This window comes from Nocardia vulneris, from assembly GCF_001613425.1.
Taxonomy (GTDB): Bacteria; Actinomycetota; Actinomycetes; order Mycobacteriales; family Mycobacteriaceae; genus Nocardia; species Nocardia vulneris.
In genome coordinates this window covers 156,322-170,205 of sequence record NZ_BDCI01000013.1, presented here as the reverse complement: position 1 = coordinate 170,205, position 13,884 = coordinate 156,322, and the positions used below count along the sequence as shown (strand labels likewise).

Genomic DNA, 13,884 nt, shown 5'->3' with positions numbered 1-13,884 from the left:
GGAGCCGACCGAGATCAGAAACTCCGATCGGTGCCGCCAGTAGTCCCAAACAGCCAACTAATCAATAGATTCGATGATCGCAGCGTCCTTCGAGGTATCGATAGTGGTGAATCTGACAACACGATCGTCACCATGCCGCGCATCCGCCGGGGCAACGAAGGTGAACGCCATAACCACATGCCCCGGATCGAATGGTGCGACTGCGCACGCTTCGGCATGGTGTTTGGGCTCGATGACCGGGTAGAGCACCACGACACCACGTCGCGTTCCGACCAGGTGCTCGGTGTGCAGATCGTTGGAATCGCTCAGTGCCCCAGCGATTCTGTAAGCGACGGCGCGGTGCTTCGGGTCACTGATCACACCGAAGAGAGGGTCCCGGCGTCGGTCGCGTCCGAACCATGAGAAGCGGCGCCCGGTAGAGCCTAGTCCAATTCGATTGCTTCCCCGAAGAAGCTGCGGTGCCAGGACCACCCAATCATCGACCAGGCGGTTGCGCCCGGCGGTAATCTGGCGCAGGTACTCGAGATGGGGGGCAAACTGATTTGCGGCACGCCACTTCAAGCCGCCGGCCAGGTCGAGAAACTCGGTTGCATCGAGTCTGCCTATTAGAGCAGGAAACCCGTGCTTCTTGCCGTCCGCGAAGTTGTAGGCCAAGGGGACAGCGTCGATGGACAGCGACTCGATCACCGGCAACCAGAGTTGTGTGTTCTGCCGCAGGTCAGGCACCGCAGTCGGATACGCGGTGGGTTCCTCCCACTGTCCTGCACTCTGGATCTCGACCAGCCTGGAGTTGTACATCTTGTTCGGACTCGTGGGCTTTAGCCATGGAAGATGCTGTGCGACAAGCGGTGGCACCTGCGCAGGCGTCACCTGAGGTTCCCCGTCAATGAGCACTGCGTACTGTTCCAACTCGCTGCGGAAGCTTTCCTCATCCAGACAGACAGCTTCGAATGCCTGATAAAGGTCGATTCCCTTGTTGTTCGCACCGGCTTCTTCTCTGCCGATATACAACCGAACCAGATCCCGGTAGCCCTCGCGGAATCCGAACCATCGCCCCATCTGCATCAAGGCCGAGACGTTGGTGGCTTTGCGTCGAAAATAAGAGACCGTAAGACCTTCGATGGTGAACCCGCGGGACAGCTTCTGACCGCCGATGAGGATCTTCCAGATAGAACGCTTGTCGAAGTCCGCCTCGCCGGTCTCGATATCCTTGTCACCGTTGACGACGATGATGGGCTTATCGTCACCGCCGATACGAACAGCAGCGGGACCAACGTAGGGCATCAACTCGTCGTAGGTGCCGGGAACAGCAAGCCCTTCGCTACGTGCGGCTGACACCGGTGCCACATCATCATCGAACAACGTGCGCAGTCGTTCATGGCCCGCAGATCCTAGATACCCTGCGTCCCACCACAATTTGGTGACACGGCCGAGAAGCTCTCGATGGACATCGATCCAACTGGATTCGTGGATCAGCATCGTGTGATGCATGAAGTAGCGGTCCCCGAGTCCGCCTTTGTCCTCACGATACAGCTTCATAGCGGCCGTCAGTACGAACATGTCGATCGCCTGCTGCAAGCACGCGGTATCGTCATCGGATTCGATGAAGACATCACGTACGTGCGCCATCTCGTTCGAGTTGGACACTGTGCGTTCAGCTTCCGCTATCTCCGAGTCGAGATCATGGAAGTCGCTCGCGCCCATGTAACCGTCCGGACGTGGCAGTGAGACGATGAAGTCCTTCGGGAAAATATCTGCGGTATCACTCGGATCTATGAAAACGTTCGCGTAGGGCGTTGCCGTGTAGCCGACGTACTGCGCACGCGGCAGCATCGTGAGCAAGTCCGAGACCTTCTGATTGATAGCCGTACGATCGGCGTCGGACTTGGGCCGCGAGGTATTGACGGAGGCCTCGTCCGACTCGTCATCGATGATCAGTACGGGGATCTCGGTCAATGGTGTCTTTATCTTGTTCAAATCTTTGACCAGCTTGGCAAGCACAGACTTGTTCTTCTTGACCACCATGAGGCGAGCCGATGATCGGTGCAGGTTCCTGGTGTCGTAGAGCGGTAACGCAGGCTCCTGCTTCTCGAACTCGAGCGCGATGATGCCTTGCAGCAGGCTCTTGTAATCATCGTTACGGGTCGTCATACGGACTATATCGAAGGCCGCCAAGGATGAAGGGAGACTGCCGAATTCGACAAATCTCCGCTTGATCCACGCAGGATCATCGGCATAGTCGGACTCGAACTCGTTGGCGCCGCGCAAGATGTTCTCTCGACCGACGAGTTCCATGTCCAGCCTCCGCTGCGTCTGACCGCGGAGAAGGTTGAGGGTGCCGCCGAGCACAATGACCAAGCGGTAGCCGGCATCGATTGCCTTGGCGATCACGCCGGTGAAGTTCGCAGTTTTCCCCGACTGGACGTACCCGACGACGAGACCCTTCGACTGGTATGCCTCAGACCGCGTGGGATCCGCCAGCCGCTCGACGACACGGTCAGTGGCCAGGTCCAGACCCGCGATCGCTTCCTCGGACCAACCTTTTCGCCGCAACACACCTTCGTACGAGGGCCAATACCACGGCCTCCCTTGCTGCGACTGCGGCGTGTACCACGGTATGAACTTATCGCTGATTACAACAGGAGGCGCCGCGATCGCTACCGGTATCAACGCTTCGAGCAGCTTGTGAGTCCCACGCTCGACTCCGAGGAGGCGATAGATATCTGCTCGCCGTTCGTCTGTCCTCGACGGCGCGGTCGACCACTGCGGTTGCTGGACAAAATCCCACTGCGTCAACAGTTTTCGCCACATACCCACCAGTCGGTCACCGGGTGACGCGATGAACAGCGATTGGCGAAAATCGTCTTCATTCGCCAACAACGATGCCTCAGGACCCATGTCTTCGGCCTGATACTCCATGGCGCGAACGAGCTTCTTCGGTCTGCTTGCGCCCATGTCCGCGACAACAGCGCCGTGCAGCGCGAGTCGCAGCGCTTCGAGGTCGGTCATTCGGAATCTCCAGCGTCGTCGTCGATTTGGTCCATTTCTGCTCGCGCGGCTGCGACCAGAACCGACTGCCATAGCTGAAGATTGTCTTTGACCCGTGATCCACTGAACTCCTTCTCGAACACCTCATGAAGCAGGAAGAACAGCAACGACTTCAGCATCGGTGCATCGTTGAGGGTTCCGCGCCGCCCGCCGAGGATGGCTGTTCGATAGCGGCGGTTGAGCGCGATCATCCGCCGATCGCGATCTACCTCGAAGAAGACATCGCCGGCCAATTTGCGCCATTGAATGGTGATCGGCTGCTCGCCTGGTATCAGCGGCAGTTCTTCTTCGATTGCTTCACGAACTGCCGGTGCGAATCCAACGCCGGGCGGTATCACTGGCCGCCGGTGAGTGCCCGAGCGTTTTCGAGCTTCCCGATAGACCGTCTGAGCATCGAGCACGAACTCGGCGAAGAGACGGCCATCTGAGTCACGAGCGTCCTCGACAGCCGACACGAACTCCGGGGACGCCTCGACACCCTCCTTCTTCACACTCAGCCGCAGCACATCGCGGCTGTCCGTGGGCAGGTCGATATCGACTCGCCCGAGCGAGAGGTGTTGCTCAGGCTGCCGAAAGTTGTTCCACCCGCCGGCCTGGACCAGCCTGCCGTGGCGATAGAAATAGAAACCCTGGCGGTCCAGGACAGAGCCAACCGACTTGTACTCGTCCAGCGAAGACTTCGCAGGCCAGACATGGGCGCGCAACTCCAGCGGGCCGATGGATGGAATCTCGGCCACAAAAGTCCGGGGATAGCCGGGGTGTCCGCTCACGGGATAGCCGAAGGGATCGAGCGGCACAACGCCGAAATTCATGTAAACGTCGCCTGTCCGGATGTCCTCGACAGCGATGGTTATGTTGAAGTCTGCTCGGAGCAGGAACCGATGCAGTTGCAGGCCGAGATGCAACCCCAGCTTGTTGATCGTGCGATGGAGGTAGCGGTCGGTTTGTCCACCACCGCCGTGCTGTGGAAAGTTCTTGACTCCGTCCCAACGAACCACCGTACCGTGCCACATGATCGGGCAACCGTTATAGCGGTCGATCAGTGACTGGGCGTAACGGGGCTCGACGATGTCGCATTGGAACCCGTCACGAGCACGGTCCATCTCCCACCGTCGACCGGCTGGGCGGGTTTTGCGCGTTCTGCTCGTCACGGTTACCGCAGACGCCTGGCTCAGCGAGGCGGACTTCAGGCCGGTCCCGAACATGCCGAGCGCGTTGGCAGCGTAATTGCGGCGGCCACCCACCGTCATCGCGACGTCGAGTTCTTCGTCGGCCATCCCGTGGCCGTCATCGATGACAAGCAGGCTGACAAGGTTGTCACCGTCTCGCAAGAAGTGCACGACGACGTCGTTCGCGCCCGCATCTATCGAGTTGTCGATCAGATCGGCAATCGCGGCCTCGAAGCCATATCCCTGACTGGTCAGTGCGTCCATATACCGCGAGTCCGGCGGCAAGTACTTGGTCCCTGCCGTCGGGACGTCGAATTGCCACTCTGCCGTCATCGCCAACCCCACGATCACTCCACCACCACAGTTCGAGTACAGAACTTTAGTGGAAGATCCGCCAACGTATGCCCATCGTTACGAACATGCTCAAGTCGGCAACAAACGTCCTATGACCTCGGCTAACTGCTTTACATTCCGGCACTCGTGCATCGTCACGCGCTCCGCGTACACCTCGGCGGCGGAGTCGCCCGTGGACCAGGAGCGGGAGGGTTCTGGGTTCAGCCAGTAGACATACTTGGCTCGGTCGCGCATGAGTTGTAGGGCTTCGAGGTTGGGGTTGGTGCGGTTGGTGCGGGCGTCGCCGAGGATGAGCAGCGAGGTGCGGGGGCCCAGGGATTCGAGGTACTGGTCCACGAAGCCCTGCAACGCCTCGCCGTAGTTGGAGCTGCCGTAGCGAGATACGTTGGCTTCGCGGATGATTCGGGCGGCCAGGTGGGGGGTGGGTGGGTCGCCGGGGGTGAAGTGGGGGGTGATTTCGTCGCAGGTGTCGATGAAGCCGAAGCTGCGGACCTTGGTGAATTGGTCTTGCAGGGCTTGGACGAGGTGGAGGGTGAACTCGGAGAAGCCGGTGACGGAGCCGGAGAGGTCGGCGAGGACTACGAGGTCGGGGCGGCCGTGTTTGCGGGCGCGCAGGACGGGGTCGATGGGGACGCCGCCGGTGGCCATGGAGCGGCGCAGGGTGCGGCGCATGTCGATGTGGCCGCGGACGGATTTGCGGCGGCGGGCGGCGAGGCGGGTGGCTAGTTTGCGGGCCAAAGGGTTTACCAAGCGGCGCATTTCGGCGAGGTCCTGTTCGCGGGCGCCGAGGAAATCGATCTGGTCGGAGCTGGTGTCGACGCCGCGGCGGGCAATGTATTCGGTGCCGCGCAGTTGGGCGGAGCGCAGGCGGGCCTCGGATTGGACGGCGGTGCGGAATCGGTTGAGGCGGCGGTTGGCTTCGATGGTGTGGACGGTGCTGTCCAGGGGTGACGAGCCGCCCATGCCGGCGACGATGCGGTCCACGAGCTCTTCGGGGCGAAGGGATTTCATGGTCAGGTAGGAGGACCAGCCTGCGCCGGACGCGGTGGTGACGGGCGTGGTGGATTGTCCGGAGCCCGCTCCCCCGTAGGCGCCGAGTTCGGTGAGCGCCTGGCGGGCGAGTTCGGCGGCGGCTTCGGGATCGTCGTCGACCAGCGCGGCCACCAGGCGATCCCGCAGCGCAGCAATGGATTCCGGGGTGGCGGGTGTCGAGGCCTGCGGCTGCTCGGTGGTCAGGAAGTAGAGGTCGAAGAGCTGGTCGAAGACGGCGCGCTGGCCGTTGCGGCGCAGCAGGCATGCCGCCATCCCGGACCGCAGCCGATTACGGTCGGACAGGCCGAGCGCGACCATTGCCGCTGCGGCGTCGAGGGTTTCGCTGGGGCCGGCGGTGATGCCGTGATCCCGCAGCAGGCCCACGAACTCGACCAGACGGTCCGTCATCGTCTCGGGAGGTTGCGGTGCGGTGTCGCCTCGCCGCGCGGAAGAGGTCATGCCGCCATCCTGCGGACGGGCTCGCTCCTGCGGGCTGCGTCGGCACCACGGAGGGCGGTTGCACCGCCCCCACATCTACGGCAACAAAGCCCACCCGTACACCCGATAGTGCACAAATTCGATCCACGAGCGGCCAGGCGCACGCCTCGACCGGTAGTCGCTGCAGCACTACGGCCCGCCTGACGCATTGTCGCTGCGGCATCGAGGGTTTCGCCGGGGCCCGCGGTGATGGTGTGATCCCGCAGCAGCCCCACGAACTCGACCAGACGGTCCGTCATCGTCTCGGGAGGTCGCGCAGCAGGACGCCCTCGCCGCGTGGAGGAGGTCATGCCGCCGGCCTTTCCCGGGCAGGCACTCCACTGCGGGGCCCGTCGATGCAGCGGGAAGCGTTGGCGCCGAAGGCGGTCGGGCCGACCGAGGCGGCACGGTCAGCCCGGCGCATTGCCGCGGCGAGGTAGCCGCTTTCGCTGCGAGCAGCCGGTGAATGTGTGCGGAGCCAGCGAGGCGGGTGAAGAACGAGCACACGGACAGTCATCTCGACGCACCTTCGTCCGACTCCCCCAACCCCAACTTCTCGCTCGCAATCCGGTGGTCCGCTTGATATTTCAGCAGCACACCGAGCGTCGAGCGAATCACGTTGCCGGTGACGGCGCGCGCGCCCAGCGCGACGAGAGTCCGTGCCCAGTCGACGGTTTCGGCGACGGACGGCGGCTTGCGCAACGACAGTTCGCGCAGTGCGCCGACGACCCGCACCACGGGTTCGCCGAGGGCTTCGTCGAGTTCCGGCACCTTCATCCGGACGATGGCTCGCTCCAATTCGGCTGTGGGGTAGTCGATGTGGAGGTACAGGCAGCGGCGTTTCAGGGCGTCGGAGAGGTCGCGGTTGGCGTTGGAGGTGACGAGGACGAACGGCGCGCGGACCGCGGTGATGGTGCCGAGTTCGGGGATGCTGACCTGATAGTCGCCGAGGACCTCGAGCAGTAGGCCTTCGAGTTCCACATCGGCTTTGTCGAGTTCGTCGATGAGCAGCACGGTGGGGTCCGGGTTGCGGATGGCGGCGAGCAGCGGGCGGGCGAGCAGGAACTCGTCGGTGAAGACGTGGTCGCGGGTGCTGTCCCAGTCTTCGCGTTCGGAGGTGATGCGCAGCAGCTGTTTGGCGTGGTTCCACTCGTAGAGGGCACGGGCCTCGTCGATGCCTTCGTAGCATTGCAGCCGGATGAGGTCGGCGGTCGCCGCGGCGGCGACGGCCTTGGCGAGCTCGGTTTTGCCGACGCCGGCCGGCCCCTCGATCAGGAGGGGCTTGCCGAGGTGCCCGGCGAGGAAGACCGCGGTGGCGATATCGAGGGACGGAAGGTACCCGGCCTCGGTGAGCCGCTGCGTGACCGCGTCGACGGAGTCGAAGAACTTACTCATCGGTAGCCAGTCTAGAACGCCCCGCTACCAGGGCTTGAACTGAACCGCACTCGAGGTTCTACGGTCGAGCCATGATCTTCACCGACGCCGAACGCGCCTATCTCGCCGGTCAGCAGCTGGCCCGCCTCGCCACCGTCTCCGCCAAGGGCGCACCGCAGCTCACCGCCTTGGGGTTCCGGCTCAACGCGGACGACACCATCGATATCGGCGGGCCGAATCATGTTGCGACGCAAAGGTACAAGAACATTCTCGGGAACCCGCGGGTCAGCCTGCTGATCGACGACATGACGCCGGACGAGCCGGGCGCCGTCAAACCCGGCTGGGGTCGCGGCATCGAGATCCGCGGCGTGGTGGAAACGCTGACGGTGGACGTGCCGCCGGTCGCGCCGGACTGGTTCTCGAACGACATCATCCGCATCCACCCCCGCCGGATCAAGAGCTGGCACCTCGACCCCGCCAATCCGGACGGAGAGTCACGCAACGTCAGCTGAGGCGCACGACGCCCGTCCTGTGCCGTTGATCATGAATTCCCGAGTTGGACCGCAGGGAACCGCCCCGCCCCGAGTAAGCTCGTCGTTTGCTGTCAACGGGCAGGCGACTGTGCAGCGGTCGGCACCCGCTCATGGGCCGGAATCGGGAGACTCATGTTCATTGCGATCGCCGCGACGATGACGGTCATCCTGATCTGGTCGTGCCTGTCCCGGACGATGGCGCGCTGGAAGGTGACCGCACCGCTGGCAATGGTGGTGGTCGGCGCGGTGGTCAGCTGGAGCAGCGACCACTGGCTGACCGCGGCGATCAACACCGACACGGCGCAGCGGATCGTCGAATTCATCTTGGCGCTGTTTCTTTTCACCGATGCGACCGAGGTGCGCGACGGCCTGTCCGGGCGGCGGCACACCGGGATCTTCCGACTGCTCTTCCTCGCCTTCCCGCTGAGCCTCGGTGCCGCGTATCTGCTCGGATTCGTGCTGCTGCCGGGTGTTTCGTGGACCGTACTGCTGTTGATCGCGTGCATCGTGATCCCGATCGACCTGGTGCCCGCGCAGGCGATCGTGCGGGATCTGCGGGTGCCGGAACGGGTTCGGCACGCGCTCAACGTGGAGAGCGGATTCAACGACGGGCTCGTCGCGCCGATCTTCCTGTTCGCGCTGGCCGCGGCGGAGGCCAGCGCGGACTCCGACCAGGCGCTGAACGCCCTCGGTCACGCGGTGCCCGCGGTGGTGAAATCGATCCTCATCGGACTGTCCATCGGGGCGCTGGCCGGATATTGCATGACCTTCGCCGCCCGCAAACGCTGGACGGACGCGCGCGCCGTGCGCATCGGGACGATCGCGATCCCCGTGCTCACCTACAGCGTCGCGGTCTGGCTCGACGGCAACGGATTCGTGGCCGCCTTCCTGGCGGGCATCGCCTACAGCACGACCCGGCACGAACTGCCCGGCGAGCCACTGCAATCGACCGAGGACGTCGCCGAATTCTCCGGCCTGGCAATGTGGTTCATCGTCGGCAATGTGGCGGCGGCGACGCTGTCCTGGCTGAGCTGGCAGGTCATCGTCTACGGGCTGCTCGCGTTGACGCTGGTGCGCTCGGTGCCGGTCGCGCTCTCGTTGCTCGGTTCGCCGTTCACCAGGCGGGAGCGGCTCATGATCGGCCTGCTCGGGCCGCGCGGTGTGGCGTCGATCGTGTTCGCGCTGCTGGCCTTCAACGGCTTGCGCAACGATGACGACGCGTTCCTCGTGATCGGCGTGACCCTGGTGGTGGTCGTCGGCAGCGTGATCCTGCACGGCATCGGAGCGCCGCTGATCGCGGAACGTCTCGGTAAGCGCCGGCGCGACAAGGGAATAGCCGACGCGCATAATTGACCCGGCCCCGCACTGCCCGAGTTCGCTTGGGCCCCGGCCGATCCGTGTATGGGGGTTAACCCCTAATACCAATGACTGAAATTCTCCGGAATGGGGACAACACCCGTGACGTCGCGCACCGGATGCGCGAGAGTGAGACCGTGCAGTCGGTGCTGCGCCGGGTATGCCGGGGGCGCCTCGCGAAGTAGCGGCGACACAGTTGATCCCGACCTGTTCGCGGCGCGCATGTCAGCGACCGCTGTGTGACGTGGGCAGACCGCAGCCGGGGGATGGTGAACGCACAGTTCGCCGCAGAGTGAAAGGATCCACGTTGTTCTCCACCATCAAGTCCACGCCGTCGCGGCGTCTGCTGGCCCGGGCCGCCGTCGCCGGTGCGATCGTCGCTGTTCCGTTGACCGCCATGGCCATTCCGGCCTCGGCGGACGCGAACATCGCCGGGCCGGGCGTCACCGAGGTCCGGCACCGGCCGCACCACAACCACAACTGCGATTTCGGCCCGTTCGAGAACTGGCGCTGCAACAACGGCCCGTTCGACCGCGGCAGGCACGACGACCCGTTCTGGCAGTTCCGCCAGAACCGCCCGCACGGCCTGTTCGGCAGCAGCTAGTCCCCGGAAACGACGGTGGCCCGGCACCATTCGGGTGCCGGGCCACGCGCAGTCGGAAGCCTACGCGGTTTCGGTGATCGGCCGGTCGACCCAGCTCATCAGGCCGCGCAGCTTGGCGCCGGTGACCTCGATCGGGTGCTCGGCGTTCTGCTTGCGCAGACCCTCGAGCTCCTTGTTGCCACCCTCGACGTTGGCGACGAGGCGCTTGACGAAGGTGCCGTCCTGGATGTCCTTGAGGATGTCCTGCATCCGCTTCTTGGTGTCGGCGTCGATGACCCGCGGGCCCGACAGGTAGCCACCGAACTCGGCGGTGTCGGAGACCGAGTAGTTCATCCGGGCGATGCCGCCCTCGTACATCAGGTCGACGATGAGCTTGAGCTCGTGCAGCACCTCGAAGTACGCCATCTCCGGCGCGTAACCGGCCTCGACCATGACCTCGAAACCGGTCTTGACCAGTTCCTCGGTGCCGCCGCAGAGCACGGCCTGCTCGCCGAACAGGTCGGTCTCGGTCTCTTCCTTGAAGGTGGTCTTGATGACGCCGGCGCGCGCGCCGCCGATCGCCTTCGCGTAGGACAGGGCCAGCGCCTGACCCTCACCCTTCGGATCCTGGTCGACCGCGATCAGCGCGGGCACGCCCTTGCCGTCGACGAACTGACGACGCACCAGGTGGCCCGGGCCCTTCGGCGCGACCATCGCGACGGTGATGAACTCCGGCGCCTTGATCAAACCGAAGTGGATGTTGAGGCCGTGGCCGAAGAACAGCGCGTCGCCGTCCTTCAGGTTGGGCTCGATGTCGTTGGTGAAGATCGACGCCTGGGCGGTGTCGGGGGCCAGCACCATGATCACGTCGGCCCACGCCGAAACCTCGGCCGGCGTACCGACGGTCAGGCCCGCCTCCTCGGCCTTGGGCCGCGACTTCGAACCCTCCGCGAGGCCGACGCGGACCTCGACACCGGAGTCGCGCAGGCTCAGCGAGTGCGCGTGGCCCTGGCTGCCGTAGCCGATGACAGCGACCTTGCGGCCCTGGATGATCGACAGGTCGGCGTCGTCGTCGTAGAACATCTCGACTGCCACTGGTTGGTTCCCTTCTGGATTTTTCTGTATAGGTCTGAGATTTGTGAGCGCTAGCGCGTCGCCGTGATCGACTTCGGCCCACGGCCGACGGCGACCACACCGGACTGCACGATCTCCCGGATGCCGTACGGCTCCAGCATGCGCAGCAGCGCGTCGAGCTTGGACCGGGTGCCGGTCGCCTCGACGGTGAGCGCGTCCGGGGAGACGTCGATCACTTTCGCCCGGAAGAGCGTAACCGCCTCGATCACCTGGGTCCGCACGCTGGCATCCGCGCGCACCTTCACCAGGATCAGCTCGCGGGCCACCGAGGTGTCGGAGTCCTGCTCGACGATCTTGATGACGTTCACCAGCTTGTTGAGCTGCTTGGTGACCTGCTCGAGCGGCAGGTCCTCGACGGTGACGACGATGGTCATCCGGGAGATCTCCGGCAGCTCGGTGCCGCCGACCGCCAGCGACTCGATATTGAACCCGCGGCGCGAGAACAGTGCCGCAACCCGAGCCAGCACGCCCGGCTTGTCCTCGACCAGCACACTCAAAGTGTGTGTCGTGCTCACTGCTCACTCCCCTTGTTCTTTTCGTGCGACATCGCCTCGTGGATGACGGCGGGCTCGGCGGCCTGCTCGTCCTCGTCGAACAGCGGGCGGATGCCGCGGGCGGCCATGATCTCGTCGTTGCTGGTGCCCGCGGCGACCATCGGCCACACCTGGGCGTCCTTGCCGACGATGAAGTCGATCACCACGGGGCGGTCGTTGATGGCCTGCGCCTCGCGGATCGCGGCCTCCACGTCCTCCTCGCGCTCGACCCGGATGCCGTGGCAGCCAAGGGCTTCGGCGAGCTTGACGAAGTCGGGGATGCGCAGGGTGTGCGTGCCGAGATCGGTGTTGGAGTAGCGCTCCTCGTAGAACAGCGTCTGCCACTGCCGGACCATGCCGAGGTTGCCGTTGTTGATCAGCGCGACCTTGATCGGCACGCCCTCGACGGCGCAGGTGGCCAGCTCCTGGTTGGTCATCTGGAAACAGCCGTCACCGTCGACCGCCCACACCTCTTTCTCGGGCGCGCCCATCTTGGCGCCCATGGCGGCGGGCACGGCGTAGCCCATGGTGCCCAGACCGCCGGAATTCAGCCAGGTGCGCGGCTTTTCGTACTTGATGAACTGCGCGGCCCACATCTGGTGCTGGCCGACGCCGGCACAGTAGACGGCATCGGGCCCGGCCAGGCGGCCCAGGGCCTCGATGACAAATTCGGGCGAGAGCGAACCGTCGCTGGGCGTGGTCCAGCCGAGCGGGTAGCTCTTGCGCACGCCGTCCAGGTACTTCCACCAGTCGGCCAGATCGAGCAGCGGTGTCGTGGCGGTCGGCTCGGCCTTCAGTGTCTCGATCAGCTCGATGATCACCTCGCGGCAGTCGCCCACGATCGGGACGTCGGCGTGCCGGTTCTTGCCGATCTCGGCCGGGTCGATATCGGCGTGGATCACCCGGGCGTCCGGCGCGAACGAGTCGAGCTGACCGGTGACCCGGTCGTCGAAGCGCGCGCCGAGGGTGATCAGCAGATCCGAGCGTTGCAGTGCCGCAACGGCTCCCACCGTGCCGTGCATGCCGGGCATGCCCATGTTGAGCTGGTGGCTGTCCGGGAACGCGCCGCGCGCCATCAGCGTGGTGACCACGGGGATGCCGGTCAGCTCGGCCAGTTCCAGCAGTTCCGGCGAGGCGTCGGCCTTGATCACGCCGCCGCCGACGTAGAGCACCGGCGACTTGGCTTCCAAGATCATCCGCGCGGCCTCGCGCACCTGCTTGCCGTGCGGCTTGGTCACCGGACGGTAGCCGGGCAGCCGCATCTCCGGGGGCCAGCTGAAGGTCGTCTGCATCTGCAGCACGTCCTTCGGGATGTCGACCAGCACCGCGCCCGGCCGGCCGCTGGCGGCCAGGTAGAACGCCTCGGCGATGATGCGCGGGATGTCCACGCCCTCGGTGATGAGGAAGTTGTGCTTGGTGATCGGCATGGTGATGCCGGAGATGTCGGCCTCTTGGAAGGCGTCCGTGCCGATCAGTCCGCGACCGACCTGCCCGGTGATCGCGACGATCGGCACCGAGTCCATCTGCGCGTCGGCGATCGGGGTGACCAGGTTGGTGGCGCCCGGACCGGAGGTGGCCATGCAGACCCCGACCTTGCCGGTGGCCTGCGCGTAGCCGGTCGCGGCGTGACCCGCGCCCTGCTCGTGCCGGACCAGCACGTGGCGCACCTTGGTCGAGTCGAACAGCGGGTCGTAGACCGGGAGAATCGCGCCGCCGGGAATGCCGAATACCGTGTCGACGCCGAGCTCTTCGAGCGAACGGACGACCGACTGCGCGCCGGTGACCCGCTCGGGCGGGACCTGGCGGCGGTTGGCCTGCGTCGTCGAGCTGCCGGCGCCCGGCTGATGGGCCGCAGGCGCCGGCCTGCGGGCCGAGGGCCCGGGCCGTGCGGTAGGTGCACTCACCGTCTTGTTCCTAACTGCTTGTCGTTCTGACCCCGGATTTGTGTCTGACATGCGGTGTCTTGCGACTCGCCCTGTCGGACAATTCGTCCGAACACAAAAAAGCCCCCGACAGCGCATGGCTGTTCGAGGGTGGCGCGTCGCAACGCGAGCTGACGTATTCGACTCAGGTAGTCAGGCTCAACGCTGGACGCGCCGGCCGATTACGAGCAACTCGTTTCGGTTCACGCGCATGACGGTATGTGTGCGTTGGCCGAAGAGTCAAACAGCTCCCATTATGTGGGATAGTGCGGCTGCTTGGGTCCTTCACCAGGATGCGAGGATGGTGGTGTGTCATCACCGCATCAGTCCGTGCCACCGGCTAAATCGTCCCACACCGCCACCGAGGGA

10 protein-coding genes are annotated in these 13,884 nt (G+C 64.6%); 3 read left to right on the top strand and 7 right to left on the bottom strand.

The features are described 5' to 3' along the window. Positions 1–57: 57 nt before the first annotated feature. The 4 genes from NVU01S_RS16015 to NVU01S_RS16000 all read right to left on the bottom strand — a co-directional run bounded on the left by NVU01S_RS16015 (position 58) and on the right by NVU01S_RS16000 (position 7,475). Complete coding sequence (locus NVU01S_RS16015; RefSeq protein ID WP_043679661.1) at positions 58–3,009, bottom strand: Z1 domain-containing protein; 2,952 nt, start codon at positions 3,007–3,009, stop codon at positions 58–60. Next, positions 3,006–4,562, bottom strand: a complete 1,557-nt coding sequence (locus tag NVU01S_RS16010) for an ATP-binding protein (protein ID WP_244467497.1) — start codon at positions 4,560–4,562, stop codon at positions 3,006–3,008. Before NVU01S_RS16010 ends, NVU01S_RS16015 begins: the two co-directional genes overlap by 4 nt. 78 nt (positions 4,563–4,640) lie before the next feature. Beyond that, positions 4,641–6,062: a vWA domain-containing protein gene (locus NVU01S_RS16005; protein WP_082032384.1), complete on the bottom strand. Its 1,422-nt coding sequence runs from the start codon at positions 6,060–6,062 to the stop codon at positions 4,641–4,643. 531 nt (positions 6,063–6,593) lie between these two features. Further along, on the bottom strand, positions 6,594–7,475 hold the full coding sequence (locus NVU01S_RS16000) for an AAA family ATPase (RefSeq protein WP_043680540.1): 882 nt from the start codon (positions 7,473–7,475) through the stop codon (positions 6,594–6,596). Positions 7,476–7,546: 71 nt separating this feature from the next. On the opposite strand from NVU01S_RS16000, the gene NVU01S_RS15995 reads away from it, so the two are divergent. From NVU01S_RS15995 to NVU01S_RS15985, 3 genes are all read left to right on the top strand, one after another. Then, entirely contained in the window at positions 7,547–7,966 is a 420-nt protein-coding gene (locus NVU01S_RS15995; protein ID WP_043680537.1) for a PPOX class F420-dependent oxidoreductase, read from the top strand. A gap of 153 nt (positions 7,967–8,119) precedes the next feature. Then, positions 8,120–9,340 (top strand): cation:proton antiporter, encoded by a 1,221-nt coding sequence (locus NVU01S_RS15990; protein WP_043680534.1) that lies wholly within the window; start codon positions 8,120–8,122, stop codon positions 9,338–9,340. A gap of 310 nt (positions 9,341–9,650) precedes the next feature. Continuing rightward, positions 9,651–9,947, top strand: coding sequence for a hypothetical protein (locus NVU01S_RS15985; RefSeq protein WP_043680531.1), 297 nt, complete (start codon positions 9,651–9,653; stop codon positions 9,945–9,947). Between the two features lie 60 nt (positions 9,948–10,007). On the opposite strand, the gene ilvC is transcribed toward NVU01S_RS15985, so the two are convergent. Genes ilvC through NVU01S_RS15970 form a run of 3 tightly spaced genes read right to left on the bottom strand, consistent with a single transcriptional unit; the run spans position 10,008 to position 13,497 of the window. Further along, a complete protein-coding gene (gene ilvC / locus NVU01S_RS15980) occupies positions 10,008–11,021 on the bottom strand; it encodes a ketol-acid reductoisomerase (protein WP_014987181.1) in 1,014 nt (337 codons plus the stop codon). A 50-nt stretch (positions 11,022–11,071) separates the two neighbouring features. Then, positions 11,072–11,575: an acetolactate synthase small subunit gene (gene ilvN, locus NVU01S_RS15975; protein ID WP_014987182.1), complete on the bottom strand. Its 504-nt coding sequence runs from the start codon at positions 11,573–11,575 to the stop codon at positions 11,072–11,074. Then, the gene (locus NVU01S_RS15970) at positions 11,572–13,497 is read right to left on the bottom strand and encodes an acetolactate synthase large subunit (protein WP_042254052.1); all 1,926 of its coding nucleotides are present in this window, start codon (positions 13,495–13,497) and stop codon (positions 11,572–11,574) included. The genes ilvN and NVU01S_RS15970 overlap by 4 nt, the downstream gene beginning before the upstream one ends. Positions 13,498–13,884: the final 387 nt, after the last annotated feature.

Excerpts from the sequence above, each read along its gene's own strand:
- NVU01S_RS16005 (WP_082032384.1), bottom strand. The coding sequence starts at position 6,062 with ATGACCTCTTCCGCGCGGCGAGGCGACACCGCACCGCAACCTCCCGAG.
- NVU01S_RS15995 (WP_043680537.1), top strand. The coding sequence starts at position 7,547 with ATGATCTTCACCGACGCCGAACGCGCCTATCTCGCCGGTCAGCAGCTG.
- NVU01S_RS16000 (WP_043680540.1), bottom strand. The coding sequence starts at position 7,475 with ATGAGTAAGTTCTTCGACTCCGTCGACGCGGTCACGCAGCGGCTCACC.
- NVU01S_RS16015 (WP_043679661.1), bottom strand. The coding sequence starts at position 3,009 with ATGACCGACCTCGAAGCGCTGCGACTCGCGCTGCACGGCGCTGTTGTC.
- NVU01S_RS15990 (WP_043680534.1), top strand. The coding sequence starts at position 8,120 with ATGTTCATTGCGATCGCCGCGACGATGACGGTCATCCTGATCTGGTCG.